Source organism: Tersicoccus sp. Bi-70, from assembly GCF_001968825.1.
Classification (GTDB): domain Bacteria; phylum Actinomycetota; class Actinomycetes; order Actinomycetales; family Micrococcaceae; genus Tersicoccus.
Genome location: NZ_MIEU01000016.1, coordinates 317,118 through 335,565, shown reverse-complemented (window position 1 = coordinate 335,565; position 18,448 = coordinate 317,118). Strand labels below are relative to the sequence as shown.

The window sequence follows — 18,448 nt, the reverse complement described above, 5'->3', positions numbered from 1 at the left end:
CACGCGGCGCCTGAGTATGGAGTGTTCGCGGTACCCTCACAGGAACCGTGCCCCCGGGTGGCCCGGAAGAAGGGCGGCCTGATGCACGTCAGCGAGGCGGGAACGGTCCTGGTCGTGTGCACGGCGAACGTGTGCCGTTCCCGCTACGCGGCCGCGCTGCTCGCTCCGCGGGTGCCGTGGCCCGTGCGCAGCGCGGGCGTGCAGGCCCGGGACGGCGCGGTCCTGTGTTCCCTGGCCGCGCACCGGCTGGACGACGATCATCGCGCCCTTGAGTCCGCCGGACCGGGTGGCCGTCGTCTGCGGCACGAGCACCTCGCCGGAGCCGGCCTCGTGCTCACCGCCCGGAGGGCCCAGCGGGCCGCCGTCGTGCGGATGCTGCCCGAGGCGCGCTCACGCACCTTCACCCTGCGGGAGTTCGCGCTGCTCGTCGAGCAGTTCCCGCACGCGCTGAACGGGGACCTCCCGGGTGCCGTCGCCGCCCTGGACCGGTTGCGGCCCCGGCTGGCGGTGCCGAACGCCCGGGTGCGGTTGATGGACCGGGTGACCGGGGCGGGTCCGGCGGCGGCGCTGAGCGCGCTCGACGTCGAGGACGGCCACGTGCACGGCGGCCGGCGCCACCGTCGTGCCCTCGACGAGATCGAGGCGGCCAGCCGCCGGATCGGGGACGCTCTCGCCCTCCTCGCCATCACCGCCGACGGTTCCCTCTGAGCCGTACCGGCCGCGGGCGACGGCCGGTGACCGGGGTGCCGATCGGTGGCACAATGACACGGGGACCTGCCCGCGGGGGGTCCCGGAACGCGCGGCGGGGGGCCGCGTGAGCTCGGAATCGGCAGGGGGACGACCATGGCCATGCGCGTGGGTTACGCGGCAGGCGCTTTCGACCTGTTCCACGTGGGACACCTGAACATCCTGCGCCAGGCGCGCAGCCTGTGCGATCACCTGATCGCCGGCGTCGTCTCGGACGAGATGCTGGAGTTGACGAAGGGGCGCGGCCCGGTGGTGCCGCTGGCGGAGCGACTCGAGATCGTCGAACACATCCGCTATGTCGACCAGGTGCATGCCGAGGTGGTGCCGGACAAGCTGGACACCTGGCGCGAGCTGCGGTTCACGCACTTCTTCAAGGGTGACGACTGGCGCGGCACTGCACGGGGCCTTCTGCTCGAGCGGGAGTTCGCCGCCGTCGGGGTGGAGGTCGTCTACTTCCCGTACACCCTGCATACCTCGAGCACGAAGCTGCGCGCCGCCCTGGATCTGCTATCCGGGCGGGTCGATGAGCACGACGGTGATGGCGCTGCCATCACGGGATCGTGAGCACGGTTCCGGGGTCGGGCGCCGCCCGCGACCGAACCCTCGTCGCGCGGTTGGACTCCCGTGACAACGCGCTGAATGCGCTCCGACTTCTCTTCGCCGTGCTGGTCATCGTCTCGCACTCGTGGCCGGTCGGCGGATTCGGTGAGGAACCGGCGCTCGGCAACCTCAAGCTCGGGACGTTCGCGGTCGGTGGGTTCTTCGTCGTCAGCGGGTACCTGGTATCCCAGAGCCGTGAACGGTCACGGGCCTGGTCCTATGCGTGGCGCCGATTGCGACGGATCTTCCCGGGTTACTGGGTCTGTCTCGTGGTCACGGCGTTCGGCTTCGCTGTCGTCGCCGGGCTGACTGACGGCGGATGGAATCTTCGGTCTGCGGTCGGCTATCTGTGGCGGAACTTCCTGATGATCTGGGATCAAGGCAGAGTGGGAGCGACGCTCGCCGGTGTACCCCTGGACGGTGTGTGGAACGGGTCGCTGTGGACCCTGCGCTACGAGCTGTGGTGCTACATCGCGGTCGGACTCTGCTACAGCCTGCCGGTGTTCCGGCGGCGCGCCTGGCTCACGCTCTCCAGTTTCGTGCTCTGCACCGCCGCCACGCTCGTCCTGCACGCGACGGCTCCGAGCGGGCGCCTCTTCAACTTCGTCTTCCTGCTCACCTTCTTCCTCGCCGGCGCCGTGCTCTACAAGTTCGCCGACCGGATCCCGGTGGACGGCCGGCTCGCTGCGCTGGCCACGGCGGTGCTGATCGTGGTGAGCCTCACTGGCTACGGTCGGCAGCTCGCGCCGCTGCCACTGGCCTACGCGGCGCTCTGGGCCGGCATCAGCGCCCCCAGCGTCCTGAAGCGGATCGGACGGGTCAACGACTTCTCCTACGGCACGTACCTGTACGCGTTCCCCGTGCAGCAGTCACTGGTCCTTCTCGGGCTCCATCACGCCGGGCCGTGGATCTACGTTCCGGTCGCGGTGCTCGCCACGGCGCCCTTTGCGGCCGCCAGCTGGTTCTTCGTCGAACGCCCCGCCAACCGGGTCGGCGTACCCTTTCTCGACCGGACTCCCACGACGCACCTGCTCCCGAAGAGACGCCGCACTATCGACGTGCCCGCGGAGCCGGTCACCGCACGCGACGTCGAGGCCTGACCCGGCCGCTTGACCTGGCCGCCGGTGCTCAGCTGCCGGCGCGGTCGACCAGGGTCGCCACATAGGCGGCGAGGGCCGGGTCCATCGGCCGCGGCTCGAAGCCGGTGGCGCGCAGCCGGGCGGTGGACAGCGTGCTGTGCACCGGCCGCGGCGCGGCGGGCCGACCGGCCAGGTACTGCGCCGTCGACACCGGGGTCACCGCGTCGGCATCCGCCCCGCACAGCCGGAACACCTCCGCCGCGATCTGCGCCCACGAGCGCGCGGGACCGCTGCCGGTCAGGTGATAGGTCCCGTACGGTGCCCCGGTGGCCAGCAGATGCGCGATGCCGGCCGCGACGTCATCGGCGAACGTGAGGCGACCGATCTGGTCGTCCACCACCTCGGGGCGCACGCCGCGCCGGGCGAGCCCGACCATGGTGCGCACGAAGTTCGGCCCGTCCCCGACCACCCAGCTGGTGCGCACCACGTAGTGGCGTGGCGCGGTGGTGGCGGCGAGGTCCCCGGCGGCCTTGGACTGCCCGTACACGCCCAGGGGACTGAGCGGCTCGTCCTCCTCGTGCTCCGGGACGGCGCCGTCGAACACGTAGTCGGTGGAGATCTGGACCAGCGTGAGCTGGTGCCGGGCGGCGAGGCGGGCGAGCGCGGCGACGGCGGTGGCGTTGACGGTCCACGCCGCCTGCCGGCCCTCCTCGGTCTCGGCGGCGTCGACGGCGGTGTAGGCGGCCGCGTTGACGATGGCGCCCACCCCGTCGACGTCGATGGCCTCGATCGCCGCAGGATCGGACAGGTCGACGTCGGCACGCCCGAGGAAACGCGCGGCGGGCAGCACCGCCCGCAGGGCACGACCGACCTGACCGCCGGCGCCGAGCACGATCGTGTCGCGGCCGGCCATCGGCGTCACGTCGGCCAGCCGGGGGTGCGCCCGGTCCGCCGCCGAGACCTCCGCCTCGGCGAGGTCGATCGGCCAGGGGATGCCCACGGTCTCGTCCGCCAGGTTCAGGTAGGTGTACCGGGTCTGGGCGGCGGCGCTCCAGTGGTCGTTCACCAGGTAGGTGTACGCGGTGTCCGGTGCCAGGGTCTGGAACGCGTTGCCCACGCCGCGCGGGACGAAGACGGCGAAGCCCGGCCCGATCTCCGCCGTCACCACCCGCCCGAACCCGGGTCCCTCCCGCAGGTCCACCCACGCCCCGAAGATCCGGCCGCTGGCGACGGAGACGAACTTGTCCCACGGCTCGGCGTGGATACCGCGGGTGGTGCCGGGGCGCGTGTTGAACGAGACGTTGTTCTGCACCGGGGCGAAGTCGCCCAGGCCCAGCTCCGCCATCTTCTCCCGTTGCCAGTTCTCCTTGAACCAGCCGCGTGCGTCGGCATGGACCGGCAGCTCCAGCAGGATCAGGCCGTCGATGGCGGTGGTCGAGGACCGGAGGCCGGGTGCCACGGTCACTGACCCTTCGCCGCGTACGCCGCCTCGGTGGCGTCCTTGGCCGGCCGCCAGAACTCCTCGTGCTCCCGGTACCAGTCGATGGTGTCCGCCAGTCCCGCCTCGAAGTCCCCGAACCGTGGCCGCCAGCCGAGTTCCTCCCGCAGGCGGGTCGCGTCGATGGCGTAGCGCCGGTCGTGGCCGGCGCGGTCGGCGACGAGAACCAGGTCGTCGTCGTCGTGCCCCATCAGCCGCAGGATCTGCGCGAGCACCTCCCGGTTGCTGCGCTCGTTGTCGGCGCCGATCAGGTAGGTCTCTCCGACGGTGCCGCGATCCAGCACGGCCAGCACGCCGGAGGAGTGGTCGTCGGCGTGGATCCAGTCCCGCACGTGCCGCCCGTCGCCGTACAGGCGCGCCCGGGACCCCGAGAGCAGGTTGGTGATCTGGCGGGGGATGAACTTCTCCACGTGCTGCCACGGCCCGTAGTTGTTCGAGCAGTTGCTGATCGTCGCGGCGATGCCGAACGAGCGCACCCAGGCCCGCACCAGCAGGTCGGAACTCGCCTTCGTCGACGAGTAGGGGCTCGACGGGTTGTACGGCGTGGACTCGGTGAACCGCACCGGGTCCTCCAGTTCCAGATCCCCGAACACCTCGTCCGTCGAGATGTGGTGGAACCGGGTCTCGTGCCGGCGTACCGCCTCCAGCAGCGTGAAGGTGCCGATGACGTTCGTCTGCACGAACGGAGCGGGAGAAGCCAGCGAGTTGTCGTTGTGCGTCTCGGCCGCGAAGTGCACCACCGCGTCGTGCTGCCCGACGAGGGCGTCGACCGTGCCGGCGTCGGTGATGTCGCCACGGACCACCCGGACCCGCGCCGAATCGAGTGCGCTGAGCGCGTCCTCACTGGCGGCATAGGTGAAGCTGTCGAGGACGGTGACGGCGTCGTCGGTGTGGGCGAGGACATGACGGACGAAGTTCGAACCGATGAAACCGGCTCCCCCCGTCACCAGCAACTGGCGCATGGTCCATAACTTAGTAGAGTTGGCGATCAATGGGCGCAGACCGCCGTGGGGACGGCGGGTCGGACTGGGGAGCAGGCGCCCGCAGGAACAGGGGGAGGGTGCATGCGGGGGATCCTTCTCGCCGGGGGCACGGGGTCGCGGTTGCACCCCATCACACTGGGGACGTCGAAGCAGCTTGTGCCCGTCTACGACAAGCCGATGGTCTACTACCCGCTGTCCACGCTGATGCTGGCCGGCATCCAGGACATCCTGGTGGTCACGACCCCGCACGACGCCGAGCAGTTCCACCGGCTCCTCGGCGACGGGTCCCGGTTCGGGGTGGACTTCACCTACGTGACGCAGCCGAGCCCCGACGGGCTCGCCCAGGCCTTCGTCCTCGGCGCGGACCACATCGGGTCCGACGCGGTGGCGCTCGTCCTCGGCGACAACATCTTCTACGGCCCCCGGATGGGCCGGCAACTGCGGCGCTTCGCCGACGTCGACGGCGCCGCCGTCTTCGGCTACTGGGTGGCCGACCCGGCCGCCTACGGCGTGATCGAGTTCGATGCCGACGGCCGCGCGGTCTCCCTCGAGGAGAAGCCGGCGCAGCCGAAGAGCAACTACGCGGTGCCCGGCCTGTACTTCTACGACAACGACGTCGTCGAGATCGCCCGCGGGCTGCGGCCCTCGCCGCGGGGCGAGCTGGAGATCACCGACGTCAACCTCACCTACCTGCAGGCCGGCAAGCTCCAGGTCGAGATCCTGCCCCGCGGCACCGCGTGGCTGGACACCGGGACCTTCGACTCGCTGCTGGACGCCTCTGACTTCATCCGCACGGTGGAGAAACGGCAGGGCCTCTCGATCGGCTGCCCCGAGGAGATCGCCTGGCGGCGCGGCTTCATCGACGACGACGGGCTGCGCGAGCGCGCGGAGCCCCTGGTCAAGAGCGGCTACGGCCGCTATCTGCTGAACCTGCTCGAGACGCGATGAGGCAGCCGAGCGCGGGCACGCCCACCGGACCGTCCGGTCCCCGCCGTCGGACGGTGCTCGGCGCCGGTGCCGGTGCCGGGGTGGGCATCGCGGCGCTGCTCGCCGGCTGTGCGCCGGCCGGTGCTCCCGTCTCCCGCCGCCGGACCCCGCCCTACACGATCGACGACCTGCTGGCCGAGGACACCTTCTTCATCGCCCACCGGGGCTCCGGCGACAACTGGCCCGAGCACACGATGGAGGCGTACCGGGCGGCCACCGCGGCGGGCGCGATGGCGCTGGAGGTGTCGGTCCACGCGACGAAGGACGGCGTTCTCGTCTGCCACCACGACGGCAACACGAAACGGATGACCGGCGTCGACCGTGAGATCGCGGACACGACCTGGGCCCAGCTGAGCGCGCTGCGCGTCAACGCCCGCCGATGGCTCGGCCCGAGCACCCAGCTCGCGCCCATCCCGCGGCTGAGCGACGTCCTGGCCGCCTTCGCCGACACACACGTCCTCTTCGTCGAGGACAAGACCGGCACGCACGACACCGAGGTGCTCGACGCGCTCCTCGCCCACCGCGACGCCACGCAGCGCATCGTGTGGAAGCAGCACGTCGGCGGCCCGAACCTGAAGGCCGCCACCGACCGGGGGCTGCGCACCTGGGGGTACTTCACCACGCACGAGCTCGACGTCTTCGACCAGAACAAGGACCGGTTCGACCTGCTCGGCCTGATTCGGGAGGCCGACGACAACGCCTTCCGCCGGTTCGTGGCCACCGGGAAGCCGGTGATCTGCTGGGAGGTCCACCGCCGCTCGGACCTCACCCGCCTGCAGGGCCTCGGAGTGCGCGGCATGATGTGCTCCAACTTCCCGTACGTCACGAGCCCCGACGCCGCGGTGACACGCGACCAGTTCGCCTCCGGTCGCCGCTCGCCCGGTGACCTGCCGTACCTGATCGGTGGGGACTGGGTCACCCAGCCGCAGTGGCTGGGGGAGGACGCAGCGCTGCGGATGGCGCACACCACCAACACGAGCTACGTGCTCGGCTCGCTGTGCCCCGTCGACCGCGACAGCCATTCCCTGCGCTGGTCGATGCGCTGGCCGACGACGATGCCGACGAGCAACCAGCACGCGGGCATCGCCCTCGGGCAGGACACCGACGAGGTCTACCGGCCCACCCTGCCGAGCACCGTCGGCGGCTACCACGTCATCCTGCGGGCCAACGGGCAGGTCGGCATCTACCGGCGCGACCCCGGTCAGGCCGCCGGCACCCTGCTCGCCGACTTCCGCAGCCCCGCGCCGAAGGTGGGCCAGTGGGTGAGCCTGAACGTCGATGTCACGCGGACGACGCTGATCATCTACCGCGACGGCGACGACACGTGGACCGCGGGCGCGAAGGACGACACCTACCGGGGCGGCTATCTCAGCCTGTGCAAGAACTACCCCGGCACCGTCCCCGTCGACTTCAAGGGCGTGCGGATCGATTGAGTGCCCCACGGACATCCGCACCCCGGGTGCTCATCGCCCATCCCTCCCCGGACCTCTACGGCTCCGACCGGATGCTGCTGGAGGCGGTCGCCGCCTTCGAGGCGGACGGCTGGGACGTCGACGTCGTCCTGCCCGGCGACGGCCCGCTGGTGGCCGAGCTGGCGCGGTACCGCTGCCGCATCGCGTGGGCACCCATGCTCGTGCTGCGCAAGGTGTTCCTGCGGCCTTCCGGGCTGGCACAGCTGGCGGTGCAGAGCGCCCGTTCGGTGCTGCCCACGCTGCGGTTGATCGAGTCCTCGAAGCCTGACCTCGTCTACGTCAACACCCTGACCATCCCCGGGTGGCTGCTCGCCGGCCGCGTGACGGGGCGGCGCGTGCTCGCCCACGTGCACGAGGCGGAGTCCGACGTTCCGCGGCTCGTGGCGGTGGGGCTCGCGGCGCCCCTGCTCGCCGCGCACCGGGTGGTGGTCAACTCGCGGGCCACCGCGCGGGTCCTCACCGACGCCATCGCCGGACTGTGCCGGCGGATCGAGCTCGTGTACAACGGCGTGCCCGGCCCGGCCGAGCCGGATCCGCCCCGCGAGCGGCTCGACGGCCCGGTCCGGCTCGTGGTGGTCGGGCGGCTCTCGCCGCGCAAGGGCACCGACGTCGCCGTCGACGCCCTCGCCCGGCTGCGGGACCTCGGGGTGCCGGCCTCCCTGACCCTGGTCGGGTCCGTGTTCCCGGGCTACGAGTGGTACGAGGAGCAGCTGCGCAAGCAGATCCACCGGCTCGGGCTGGACGACGCGGTGACCTTCACCGGTTTCGTCGCCGACGTCGCCGCGGCGCTCGCGGACGCGGACATCGCCCTCGTCCCGTCCCGCGTGGAGCCGTTCGGCAACACCGCGATCGAGGCGCAGCTTGCGCTGCGGCCGGTGGTCGTCAGCGCGACCCAGGGCCTGGTCGAGACGGTCGACGACGGCCGGTACGGCTCGCTGGCCGCACCCGGCGACGCCGACGACCTGGCCGACCGGGTCGCCGAGCTGGTCGACGACTGGCCCGCGGCCCTCGATCGGGCGCGCCGAGCCCGGGAGCGGGCGGTGGGCGAGTTCGCGCCGGAGCAGTTCCATCGCCGACTCGTGGCCGTGGCACGCGCGGTGGCGCGGGTCTGACCGCGGCCACGAGGACGGTCATGACCGCGCGTGAGCGTGGCCCGACCGTCCTCCCGTCTCAGGGGCGTCCGAGGGCCCGGTACGTCCAGCCGGCCGCGCGCCAGGTCGCGGGGGTGAGCACGTTGCGCCCGTCCAGGATGCGTCGGGTGCGCACCAGCGCCCCGGTCGCCTCCGGGTCCAGCCCGGTGAACTGCGGCCACTCGGTCAGCAGCAGCACGGCGTCCGCGCCGGTGAGTGCGGCCGTCAGATCCTCCTCGAACTGCAGGTCCGGGAACCGGTGCTCGGCGTTGGCGAGGGCTTTCGGGTCGGTGACGACGACGTTGCCGCCCTGCAGCTGGATCTGCGCGGCGACGTTCAGGGCGGGGGAGTCCCGCACGTCGTCGCTCTCCGGCTTGAACGCGGCGCCGAGCACCGCGATCTTCTTGTTCAGGAACGAGCCGTCGCAGACCTCCCGGGCCAGCTCGACCATCCGGATCCGGCGGCGCATGTTGATCGAGTCGACCTCGCGCAGGAAGGTCAGGGCCTGGTCCGCACCCAGTTCCCCGGCCCGGGCCATGAACGCCCGGATGTCCTTGGGCAGGCAACCGCCGCCGAAGCCGAGCCCGGCGTTGAGGAACTTCCGGCCGATCCGGTCGTCCAGGCCGATCGCGTCGGCGAGCTCCGTGACGTCCGCACCGGAGGCCTCACACAGTTCCGCCATCGCGTTGATGAAGGAGATCTTCGTGGCGAGGAAGGAGTTGGCCGCGGTCTTGACCAGTTCCGCGGTCGGGTAGTCGGTGATCAGCCGGGCGGACCCACCCGCGAGCGGGGTCGCGTACACGTCGTCGAGCACCGCCGCGGTGGCGTCCCGCTGCTCGTCGTCGGGGATACCGTAGACGAGCCGGTCGGGGTGCAGGGTGTCGGTGACGGCGTGCCCCTCGCGCAGGAACTCCGGGTTCCACACCAGCCGTGCGTCGGGGTTGGTGCGGTGCAGCTGCTCGGCGAGGCGCCGTGCGGTGCCGACCGGCACCGTGGACTTGCCGATGATGAGATCGCCGGGGGCCAGGTGCTCGGCGGCGGAGGCGAACGCGGCATCGACGAACCGCAGGTCCGCGGCGTTCTCCCCGCGCCGCTGCGGGGTGCCGACGCACACGAAGTGCGCGCGGGCCCCGGCGATCTGCGCGAGGTCGGTGGTGAACCGCAGACTGCCCGCGTGCCCGCCCTCCCCGGCCCGGTCACCGGCGCCTTCACCGGAACCACGCGCCTGGATGTCGGCGAGCAGCTCGTTCAGCCCCGGCTCGTAGAAGGGCGCCGCCGCGGACTGCAGCGCGGCGATCTTGCCCGCGTCGACGTCGACCCCCACCACGTCATGGCCGAGCGCGGCCATGCACGCGGCATGCACCGCTCCGAGGTAGCCGCACCCGATCACCGAGATTCTCACGCCATCAGCCTTTCGCCCCACGACCCTGCCGCGGTCAGCATATGGGGTGCCGGGGCCAGGGCCCGAACGCGGGTCGACGACGAGGTGACCCGCAGGTCAACGCGGAGGTGCGCCCCCGGCCGGGCGCGCGGCCAGGGCCGGTGTCCGACGGCGGCGTCGCGCGGTCCCGGCCGTCCAGGCCCAGGCGCCGGCCACGACCACCGCGACGCCGAGCGCGGACCCGAGCGTGTTGGCCGCCACGTCGGCGAGGGAGGCGACGCGGGTGGGCAGGAACAGCGCCTGCGCCGTCTCGATCGCCCCGGAGGCGACGGCGCCGATCGCGACACCCCACCAGCGGGCCAGCGGGGGCAGCACGAGGGCGAGGAACAGCCCGGCCGGGACGAACAGGGCGATGTTGGCCAGCCACTCCACCGCGCCGTACTCGGCCCAGGACCAGCCGGCGGCGCGCAGCCGGGCCAGCAGGGCGAGCAGCGAGGCGTCGATGCCAGCGTCGGCACGCTCGGGCCGAAGGGTGAGGAAGGCCAGCGTGCCGCCGTACGCGATCGCCAGGAGCACCGCGAGGCTGTGGCGGGCCGCCCGGAGCCGGGCGCCGGCGTCGGGACGGGAAGGCATGGGCTCAGGATACTGACTCGTCCTGGGGCCGGGCGCAGCGGCCGGCGGTTCGGCCGGGGCCGCCATCCGCGACGCGGCCGCCGACTCATCCCACGCGATGGATGGCGCGCCGGCGGTGGTGCCGGTTGCGCAGTCGCAGCACGATCGAGGCGAGCACGGCGGCGGTCAGCGACCCCGCGAGGATCGCGACCTTCGCGTGGTCGTGGTGCGGGCTGGTGGTGGCGAAGCTCAGCTCCGCCACGAGTAGGGACACGGTGAAGCCGATGCCGCCGAGCACGGCGATGCCGGCGAGGTCCGGCCACCCGACCGTCGGGTCCAGCCGCGCCCGCGTGGTCCGGGTGAGCAACCACGTCGTGCCGAGGATGCCGATCGTCTTGCCCGCGATCAGGCCCACCGCGATGCCGATCGCCACCGGGTCCGTCGCCGTGGCCCGGATGCCCTCCCAGCCGCCGAGCGCGACGCCGGCGGAGAAGAACGCGAAGACCGGCACGGCGACGCCCGTGGAGAGGGGCCGCAACCGGTGCTCGAACGTCTCGGCCAGCCCCTCCATGTCGTGGGTCTCCGGGGTTCGTGTCCGCACCCGCACCGGCACGGTCAGGCCGAGCAGCACCCCGGCGATCGTGGCGTGGACGCCGGAGGCGTGCACGAGCCACCAGGTGACCAGGGCCAGGGGGAGCAGGAGGAGCGTCGCGGCGCCCGGCCGGAGCCGGAAGAGGCGCTCACGGCGTTGGGCGATGACGGCGAAGAGCAGCAGCGGCGCGAGGGCGGCCAGCAGGTAGAGCGGCTGGAGGTCCGCGGTGTAGACGAGCGCGATGATGACGATGGCGATCAGGTCGTCGACGACGGCGAGCGTGAGCAGGAACGTACGCAGCGCCGACGGCAGGTGCGAGCCGATCACGGCGAGGACCGCGAGCGCGAACGCGATGTCGGTGGCCGTTGGGACCGCCCAGCCGCGCAGTGCCTCCGGACCGGAGGAGGCGGTGACGAGGACGTAGATCAGGGCGGGGACGGCGACGCCGCCGAACGCCGCAGCGACCGGGACGATCGCGCGGGACATGTCCCGCAGGTCGCCGACGACGAATTCCTTCTTCAGTTCGAGTCCGACGAGGAAGAAGAAGAGGGCGAGCAGGCCGTCCGCGGCCCAAGCGCCGACGGTCAGGTCGAGGTGGAGGACGCCGAGGGACAGGTGGGTGTCACGCAACGTCGTGTAGCCGGCGGCCCAGGGGGAGTTGGCCCAGAGCACGGCGAGTGCCGTGGCGGCGAGCAGCAGCATCCCGCCGACGGTCTCCCGGCGGAGGATCTCGCCGATGCGGCGGTCCTCGCGGCGGCTTCCTCGGCCGAGGATCGTCCGCTTGGCGGCTTCCGACACGCGGGCGGCGGGCGAGGGGGCAGCATCGGGGGCGGGGGTGGAATCAGGGGTGTGGTCGGTCACGGGCGGCTCCGGGGTCGTGCGCCGCGAGGCGCGCAGGACAGGACGACGCCGACCAGACTTCCCGGCACACCTGCCTACGAGACTACCGGACGACCCGTCGTCGAGCGGACCACGAGGCGGGGTTCGACGACGCCGCGGGACTCCCGGGCCCCGGCGTCGAGCTCGCCGAGCAGCGCCCCGATGCAGCGCCGGCCCAGTTCCTCGAAGTCCTGGCGCACCGTGGTCAGCGGTGGGAAGAAGTAGGCGGACTCGGGCTGGTCGTCGTAGCCGACCACGCTGAGGTCCTCCGGCACGCGCAGTCCGGCCTCCTGGATGCCGCGGAGCAGCCCCAGGGCCATCTGGTCGTTGCCCACCAGCATCGCGGTGGCCGTCCGGCCGGCGGCCAGCTCCCGGCCCACTTCGTAACCGCGGGCCGCGGTCCAGTCGCCCTCGACGAGCAGGTCGGCGGTCAGTCCGGCCTGCTCGAGGGTCTCCCGCCAGCCCGCGACCCGTTCGGCGGCGTCGTACCAGTCCAGGGGTCCGGCGAGGTGCCCGATGCTCGTGTGGCCGAGCTCGAGCAGGTGCCGGACCGCGAGGCGGGCGCCGAGGCGCTGGTCCACGCCGGCGCCGGCCAGGGGCCGCAGCGGGTCCGAGGTCGCCGCGACGACGGGGAAGCCGGGGGCCACCCGGTCCAGTTCCTCGAGCAGCCCGGGGTGGGGGACGACGACGACGAGTCCGTCCACGCCGTGGTCACCGAAATGGTCGACGGCGTCCCGGACCGCCTGGGGGGTCACCGTGCGCAGGGTGACGATGCTGACGAAGTAGCCGACGTCGCGGGCGGCCTGCTCGAGGCCGAGCAGCGTCCGGGCCGGCCCGTACTGCGCCAGCTCCGAGGCGAGAACCCCGATCGTCCGGGACCGGCGGGTGACGAGGCTGCGGGCGGCAGGGTTGGGCCGGTACCCGAGTTCGGCGATCGCGGCCTCGACCCGTTCGCGGGCGCCCGCGCTGACGTTCGGGTGCTGGTTGAGGACCCGGGACACGGTCTGGTACGAGACGCCGGCGATCCTCGCGACGTCCTTCATCACCGGGGCGCGGCGTGAGGCGGGTTGGATGCTCATGGATCCTCTCTCCTTCGTGCCTACGGTATGTCGGTGCTTCCGGCCGGGGACAGCACGCCGCTCGGCGGGCGCCACCGTCGGCGTCGAGGCTCGGGACCGGCGGGCGACGGCGGCCCGTCGCTCGACGGAGCCGACCGGGCACGACCGGTGGGAGAGACCGCGCTCAGTGTGAACGCTCACAGCGTGAAACGTCAAGCATCGCGACACGGGTTGCGAACGTTCACAAAGTGTCTTGACTCACACCGGGGCCACCCCTACTGTGGTGCCGTTGTGAACGTTCTCACCGCCGGCAGCGCTGCCGCGGAACTGGTGAGGCGGGAGCTGCCACGAGGGGCACGGCCGGCGGCCGGGCGCCGACGGCAGGGGCCGCCGAACCGGACCGGCAAGGGCGCTAGTCCCACAGCACCAGTTCGCAGGCATTCGTCCTGCGGGAGGAGACCATCGTGAAGTTCAAGAAGTCCTGGGGCGTCCTCGCCCTCGTCCTGGCCGTGCTCGTGGCCCTGACCGGTTGCGGCGCCCGGGGCAGCGCCGCCGGTTCCGACAGCAGCGGCAGCGCCGCGGCGAGCGATTCCCTGGTCGGCATCTCGATGCCCACCCAGACGTCCGAGCGGTGGATCGCCGACGGCAACAACGTGCAGGACTCGCTCAAGAAGCTCGGTTACAAGACCGACCTGCAGTACGCCAACGACGACATCCCCACCCAGGTGTCGCAGATCGAGAACATGCTGACCAAGGGCGCCAAGGCGCTCATCATCGCGGCGATCGACGGCACCACGCTGACCGACGTGCTCGACAAGGCGAAGCAGCAGAACGTGAAGGTCATCGCGTACGACCGCCTCATCAACGGCTCGCCGAACGTCGACTACTACACGACCTTCGACAACTACCAGGTGGGCGTGCAGCAGGCCACCTCGCTGCTGACCGGCCTCGGCCTCGTCGACGCGAGCGGGAAGAAGGTCGACGGCAAGGGCCCATTCAACATCGAACTGTTCGCCGGCAGCCCCGACGACAACAACGCCAGCTTCTTCTGGAACGGCGCGATGGACACCCTGAAGCCGTACCTGGACGCCGGCACCCTGAAGGTGCCCAGCGGTCAGAAGAACTTCAACCAGGCCGCGATCCTGCGGTGGCAGGCCTCCGTCGCCCAGAAGCGCATGGAGGACATCATCTCCAGCGCCTACAGCTCCGGCAAGAAGCTCGACGGCGTGCTCTCGCCCTACGACGGCCTGTCGATCGGCATCATCTCCGCGCTGACCGGCGCCGGCGGCTACAGCGCCAGCAAGCTGCCCGTCGTCACCGGCCAGGACGCCGAGAAGGCCTCGGTCAAGTCGATCGTCTCGGGCCAGCAGTACTCGACGATCTTCAAGGACACCCGCAAGCTCGGTGCCCAGGCCGTCACCATGGTCGACGACCTGCTCAAGGGCAAGCAGCCCGAGGTGAACGACACCAAGAGCTACAACAACAAGGTCAAGGTCGTCCCGGCCTTCCTGCTGAAGTCGGTCGTCATCACGAAGGACAACTACCAGAAGGAACTCGTGGACTCCGGCTACTACACGGCGTCGGACCTCAAGTAACACCCGAGGGTGGGGGCCGCCGACCGGCGGCCCCCACCTGCTCGACCATTTCCCGGTAGTGCCAGGAGGCAGCGGTCACGATGTCGACCCCCATTCTCTCGATGCGCAGCATCACCAAGACCTTCCCCGGCGTCAAGGCGCTCTCGGACGTCAGCCTCGACGTCGAGCGCGGCGAGGTCCACGCCATCTGCGGCGAGAACGGCGCCGGGAAGTCCACCCTCATGAAGGTGCTCTCCGGTGTGTACCCCCACGGTTCCTTCGACGGCGACATCCTGTTCGAGGGCGAGCCGTGCCGGTTCTCCGGCATCTCCGACAGCGAGAAGCGCGGCATCGTGATCATCCACCAGGAGCTCGCGCTCAGCCCCTTCCTCTCCATCGCCGAGAACATCTACCTGGGCAACGAACAGGCGAGGCGCGGCTGGGTGGACTGGCAGAAGACCAACCTCGAGGCGGCCAAGCTGCTGGCGCGCGTCGGCCTGGACGAGAACCCGGCCACCCCGGTCCAGCACATCAGCGTCGGCAAGCAGCAGCTCGTCGAGATCGCCAAGGCCCTGTCCAAGCAGGTCAAGCTGCTGATCCTCGACGAGCCCACGGCCGCCCTGAACGACGAGGACTCGGGCCACCTGCTCGACCTGATCCTGCACCTGAAGGGGCAGGGCGTCACCAGCATCATCATCAGCCACAAGCTCAACGAGATCCGGCGGGTCGCGGACGCGGTCACGATCATCCGCGACGGCCGGACCATCGAGACCCTGCGGCTGTCCGACGGGGTCACCCAGGAGCGGATCATCCGGGGCATGGTGGGCCGCGAGCTCGAGAGCCTCTACCCCGAGCGCGACCCGCACCCGGGCGAGGAGGCGCTGCGCATCGAGGACTGGTCGGTCCGGCACCCGCAGGATCCCACCCGGATGGTCGTGCAGAACGCCTCGATCTCCGTGCGTCGCGGCGAGGTCGTGGGGCTGGCCGGGCTGATGGGCGCCGGGCGCACCGAGCTGGCGATGAGCGTCTTCGGGCGCACCTACGGGCAGGCCGTCTCGGGCCGGGTGATCAAGGACGGCAAGGAGATCGACACGTCCACCGTGGCCGGTTCGATCCGGCACGGCATCGCCTATGCGACCGAGGACCGCAAGTACTACGGCCTCAACCTCATCGAGGACATCAAGCGGAACATCTCGACCGCGGGGCTGCGCAAGCTCGCGCCGCGGGGCTGGGTGGACAGCAACCGGGAGACGCTCGTCGCGGAGGACTACCGCAAGAGCATGAACATCAAGGCTCCCTCCGTGGCCGCCGTCGTCGGCAAGCTCTCGGGCGGCAATCAGCAGAAGGTCGTGCTGAGCAAGTGGATGTTCTCCGACCCCGACGTGCTGATCCTCGACGAGCCGACCCGCGGCATCGACGTGGGAGCCAAGTACGAGATCTACTCGATCATCGCGAGGCTGGCCGGCGAGGGGAAGGCGATCATCGTCATCTCCTCCGAGCTCCCCGAGCTCCTCGGCATCTGCGACCGCATCTACACCCTCGCCGGTGGCCGGGTGACGGGCGAGGTCCCGATCGCGGAGGCCACCCAGGAGACCCTCATGCACCACATGACCCGAGAGAAGGAATAGCACCATGTCCGCCCTCCGAGATTCCCTCGGCTTCCTGGCCAGCCGCCTCCGTCAGATCGGCATCTTCATCGCGCTGATCCTGATCGTCCTGCTGTTCCAGGGGCTGACCGACGGCATCCTGCTCGAGCCGCAGAACGTCACCAACCTCGTGGTCCAGAACAGCTACATCCTGATCCTGGCCATCGGCATGGTGATGGTCATCATCGCCGGCCACATCGACCTCTCGGTCGGCTCCGTCGCCGGGTTCATCGGCGCCGTCGCCGGCGTGCTGATCGTGCAGTGGGGCTGGCCGTGGTGGGCCGCCATCATCGCGTGCCTCGTCGTCGGCGGCCTGGTCGGCGCCTGGCAGGGCTACTGGATCGCCTACGTCGGCATCCCCGCGTTCATCGTCACCCTCGCGGGCATGCTGATCTTCCGCGGGTTGACCCTGATCACCCTGCGCAACCAGCAGATCACCCCGTTCCCGGAGCAGCTGCGGGCCCTGGGCGGTGGCTTCCTGCCGGATCTCTCGGGCGGCAACTCGGTGCTCGAGTGGCTGACCGTGATCCTCGGCGTCGGCGCCACCGCGGCGTTCGTGACCCGCGAGCTGCGGCAGCGCCGCATCCGGATCCGATTCAACCTGGAGAGCGAGCCGACCTCCTGGTTCGTCGTGAAGACCGGCTTCAGCGCGCTGCTGATGCTGTTCCTGACGTTCCTGCTCGCCAGCTACCGCGGCACGCCCATCGTCCTGATCGTGCTCGGCGTGCTGATCGTCGGCTACAGCGCGGTGATGAGCAACAGCGTCTTCGGCCGCCACATCTACACCGTCGGTGGCAACCTGCACGCCGCCGAGCTCTCCGGCGTCAAGACCAAGCGCGTGACGTTCCTGCTGTTCGTCAACATGGGCGTCCTCGCCGCGCTGGCCGGCCTGATCTTCACGGCCCGCCTGAACTCGGCGCAGCCGGCCGGCGGCAACGGGTTCGAGCTCGACGCCATCGCCGCGGCCTTCATCGGCGGTGCGGCCGTGACGGGCGGCATCGGCACGGTCGCGGGCGCGATGATCGGTGGTCTGATCATGGGCGTGCTGAACAACGGCATGTCGATCCTGGGTCTGGGCACGGACTACCAGCAGCTCATCAAGGGCCTCGTCCTGCTGGTCGCCGTCGCGTTCGACATCTTCAACAAGAACCGCAGCGGAGGCGGCGGCGGCCTCGGCCGGCTGTTCGCCTTCCGGCGTGGGGGCACCGCCCCGGCGCCGGCCACCGTGACCGGTGAGACGTCGCCGAAGGAGCCGGTGACCACGGGCTCCGGAGCCACCGCCTCCTGATCCGGCCTCCGGGGCAGCCTCCGCCCCGGAACGACGACGGCCCCGGTCACCGCAGTGCGGTGACCGGGGCCGTCGTGCTTCTCGTCCAGCGGATGGGCCGGTGTCAGCCCAGCGCGCGGAAGCCGACCACCAGGGTCGCGAGGGCCAGCGTGATGGAGATGGCGACGACGAGCAGCGGCAGTGCCGGCGTCGTCGTGGGGGTTTCCGTGGGGGTCCTCGTGCCGGTGGAGCCGGATGCGTCGGGGGCCCCGGTGGCCGCGCCGGAAACGGTGTCGGCCCCGGGCGCGGTGCGGGCGGCGCGCAGCGCGCGGAAGGCCACGAACGACCACGCCCCCAGCGACCACAGGCCCGCGACGATGAGCAGGACGGCCAGCGGGGTGGGCAGCGACACGGTCAGTGCTCCCGGATCCAGCGCGCGACGGCGTCGGCCTGGTGCTGCACGGCCTTGGCGATGACCGGCTCGGCCATCTGCGCGATCCGTCCGCCGAGGAACGGGATGCCGGACGTGACGTCACCGGTGACGGTGAGCGTGCACCCGTCGCCGGTCGGCGTCAGCTGCTCGGTCCCCGTGACCTTGAGCGGGACGCTGCCGAACGAGATCACCACGTCCGAGGTGCGGCCGCCCTCCCCGGCGGGTGCGGACCAGTGCTCCTCCTGGGTGAGCAGCAGGCGGCCGCCGATGAAGGCCCTGGCCATGTCCGGGATGCGCGCGTCGTCGACGGCCCGGCTGATGGTGATGGTGAACGCGCCGGCAGGGTCGCCGTCGACGCGGAAGTCCTCGAGCGATCCGCCCGCGGCGTCGCCGGAGTACTGCGCGAACTCGCGGTCGGCGAAGGCACGGACGACGGTCTCGACGGGGGCGTCGATGGTGGCGGTCGCGGTCAGGCTCATGCGGCAGTCCTCTTCACGGCGTGGGGATGGG

Annotated in this window: 17 protein-coding genes; 9 read left to right on the top strand and 8 right to left on the bottom strand. The window is 71.3% G+C overall.

Annotated elements, in window-relative coordinates:
• Positions 1-57: 57 nt before the first annotated feature.
• From BGP79_RS16785 to BGP79_RS14085, 3 genes are all read left to right on the top strand, one after another.
• Positions 58-708 (top strand): hypothetical protein, encoded by a 651-nt coding sequence (locus tag BGP79_RS16785; protein WP_076696543.1) that lies wholly within the window; start codon positions 58-60, stop codon positions 706-708.
• 135 nt (positions 709-843) lie between these two features.
• The gene (locus BGP79_RS14090; protein WP_076696541.1) at positions 844-1,311 is read left to right on the top strand and encodes an adenylyltransferase/cytidyltransferase family protein; all 468 of its coding nucleotides are present in this window, start codon (positions 844-846) and stop codon (positions 1,309-1,311) included.
• Positions 1,308-2,447, top strand: coding sequence for an acyltransferase (locus BGP79_RS14085; RefSeq protein ID WP_076696539.1), 1,140 nt, complete (start codon positions 1,308-1,310; stop codon positions 2,445-2,447). Before BGP79_RS14090 ends, BGP79_RS14085 begins: the two co-directional genes overlap by 4 nt.
• Before the next feature lie 28 nt (positions 2,448-2,475).
• On the opposite strand, the gene BGP79_RS14080 is transcribed toward BGP79_RS14085, so the two are convergent.
• Both BGP79_RS14080 and rfbB read right to left on the bottom strand, forming a co-directional pair.
• The gene (locus BGP79_RS14080; protein WP_083702003.1) at positions 2,476-3,885 is read right to left on the bottom strand and encodes a bifunctional dTDP-4-dehydrorhamnose 3,5-epimerase family protein/NAD(P)-dependent oxidoreductase; all 1,410 of its coding nucleotides are present in this window, start codon (positions 3,883-3,885) and stop codon (positions 2,476-2,478) included.
• Between the two features lie 2 nt (positions 3,886-3,887).
• A complete protein-coding gene (rfbB, locus tag BGP79_RS14075; RefSeq protein ID WP_076696537.1) occupies positions 3,888-4,886 on the bottom strand; it encodes a dTDP-glucose 4,6-dehydratase in 999 nt (332 codons plus the stop codon).
• A gap of 102 nt (positions 4,887-4,988) precedes the next feature.
• Here rfbB and rfbA point away from each other — a divergent pair, with 102 nt between their 5' ends.
• The 3 genes from rfbA to BGP79_RS14060 are packed head-to-tail and all read left to right on the top strand — an operon-like array spanning position 4,989 to position 8,478.
• The gene (gene rfbA, locus BGP79_RS14070) at positions 4,989-5,855 is read left to right on the top strand and encodes a glucose-1-phosphate thymidylyltransferase RfbA (protein ID WP_076696535.1); all 867 of its coding nucleotides are present in this window, start codon (positions 4,989-4,991) and stop codon (positions 5,853-5,855) included.
• Positions 5,852-7,327: a glycerophosphodiester phosphodiesterase family protein gene (locus tag BGP79_RS14065; RefSeq protein ID WP_076696534.1), complete on the top strand. Its 1,476-nt coding sequence runs from the start codon at positions 5,852-5,854 to the stop codon at positions 7,325-7,327. The genes rfbA and BGP79_RS14065 overlap by 4 nt, the downstream gene beginning before the upstream one ends.
• A gap of 26 nt (positions 7,328-7,353) precedes the next feature.
• Positions 7,354-8,478 (top strand): glycosyltransferase family 4 protein, encoded by a 1,125-nt coding sequence (locus tag BGP79_RS14060; RefSeq protein WP_233121551.1) that lies wholly within the window; start codon positions 7,354-7,356, stop codon positions 8,476-8,478.
• A 58-nt stretch (positions 8,479-8,536) separates the two neighbouring features.
• Here BGP79_RS14060 and BGP79_RS14055 read toward each other — a convergent pair whose 3' ends face one another.
• The 4 genes from BGP79_RS14055 to BGP79_RS14040 all read right to left on the bottom strand — a co-directional run bounded on the left by BGP79_RS14055 (position 8,537) and on the right by BGP79_RS14040 (position 13,039).
• On the bottom strand, positions 8,537-9,898 hold the full coding sequence (locus tag BGP79_RS14055; protein WP_076696530.1) for a UDP-glucose/GDP-mannose dehydrogenase family protein: 1,362 nt from the start codon (positions 9,896-9,898) through the stop codon (positions 8,537-8,539).
• A 96-nt stretch (positions 9,899-9,994) separates the two neighbouring features.
• On the bottom strand, positions 9,995-10,510 hold the full coding sequence (locus tag BGP79_RS14050) for a VanZ family protein (protein WP_158067196.1): 516 nt from the start codon (positions 10,508-10,510) through the stop codon (positions 9,995-9,997).
• Positions 10,511-10,595: 85 nt separating this feature from the next.
• Complete coding sequence (gene nhaA, locus BGP79_RS14045; protein ID WP_369800213.1) at positions 10,596-11,942, bottom strand: Na+/H+ antiporter NhaA; 1,347 nt, start codon at positions 11,940-11,942, stop codon at positions 10,596-10,598.
• 74 nt (positions 11,943-12,016) lie between these two features.
• Positions 12,017-13,039, bottom strand: a complete 1,023-nt coding sequence (locus BGP79_RS14040) for a LacI family DNA-binding transcriptional regulator (protein ID WP_076696526.1) — start codon at positions 13,037-13,039, stop codon at positions 12,017-12,019.
• 440 nt (positions 13,040-13,479) lie between these two features.
• Here BGP79_RS14040 and chvE point away from each other — a divergent pair, with 440 nt between their 5' ends.
• From chvE to mmsB, 3 genes are all read left to right on the top strand, one after another.
• Positions 13,480-14,613, top strand: a complete 1,134-nt coding sequence (gene chvE / locus BGP79_RS14035; protein ID WP_369800239.1) for a multiple monosaccharide ABC transporter substrate-binding protein — start codon at positions 13,480-13,482, stop codon at positions 14,611-14,613.
• An 80-nt stretch (positions 14,614-14,693) separates the two neighbouring features.
• Positions 14,694-16,220: a multiple monosaccharide ABC transporter ATP-binding protein gene (gene mmsA / locus BGP79_RS14030; protein ID WP_076696522.1), complete on the top strand. Its 1,527-nt coding sequence runs from the start codon at positions 14,694-14,696 to the stop codon at positions 16,218-16,220.
• A gap of 4 nt (positions 16,221-16,224) precedes the next feature.
• Entirely contained in the window at positions 16,225-17,526 is a 1,302-nt protein-coding gene (gene mmsB, locus BGP79_RS14025) for a multiple monosaccharide ABC transporter permease (RefSeq protein ID WP_076696520.1), read from the top strand.
• Between the two features lie 103 nt (positions 17,527-17,629).
• On the opposite strand, the gene BGP79_RS14020 is transcribed toward mmsB, so the two are convergent.
• Positions 17,630-17,917 (bottom strand): hypothetical protein, encoded by a 288-nt coding sequence (locus BGP79_RS14020; protein WP_076696517.1) that lies wholly within the window; start codon positions 17,915-17,917, stop codon positions 17,630-17,632.
• Positions 17,918-17,919: 2 nt separating this feature from the next.
• The gene (locus tag BGP79_RS14015) at positions 17,920-18,417 is read right to left on the bottom strand and encodes a DUF2505 domain-containing protein (protein WP_076696515.1); all 498 of its coding nucleotides are present in this window, start codon (positions 18,415-18,417) and stop codon (positions 17,920-17,922) included.
• Positions 18,418-18,448: the final 31 nt, after the last annotated feature.

Excerpts from the sequence above, each read along its gene's own strand:
- BGP79_RS14090 (WP_076696541.1), top strand. The coding sequence starts at position 844 with ATGGCCATGCGCGTGGGTTACGCGGCAGGCGCTTTCGACCTGTTCCAC.
- rfbB (WP_076696537.1), bottom strand. The coding sequence starts at position 4,886 with ATGCGCCAGTTGCTGGTGACGGGGGGAGCCGGTTTCATCGGTTCGAAC.
- rfbA (WP_076696535.1), top strand. The coding sequence starts at position 4,989 with ATGCGGGGGATCCTTCTCGCCGGGGGCACGGGGTCGCGGTTGCACCCC.
- BGP79_RS14065 (WP_076696534.1), top strand. The coding sequence starts at position 5,852 with ATGAGGCAGCCGAGCGCGGGCACGCCCACCGGACCGTCCGGTCCCCGC.
- BGP79_RS14050 (WP_158067196.1), bottom strand. The coding sequence starts at position 10,510 with ATGCCTTCCCGTCCCGACGCCGGCGCCCGGCTCCGGGCGGCCCGCCAC.
- BGP79_RS14040 (WP_076696526.1), bottom strand. The coding sequence starts at position 13,039 with ATGAGCATCCAACCCGCCTCACGCCGCGCCCCGGTGATGAAGGACGTC.
- mmsA (WP_076696522.1), top strand. The coding sequence starts at position 14,694 with ATGTCGACCCCCATTCTCTCGATGCGCAGCATCACCAAGACCTTCCCC.
- mmsB (WP_076696520.1), top strand. The coding sequence starts at position 16,225 with ATGTCCGCCCTCCGAGATTCCCTCGGCTTCCTGGCCAGCCGCCTCCGT.
- BGP79_RS14015 (WP_076696515.1), bottom strand. The coding sequence starts at position 18,417 with ATGAGCCTGACCGCGACCGCCACCATCGACGCCCCCGTCGAGACCGTC.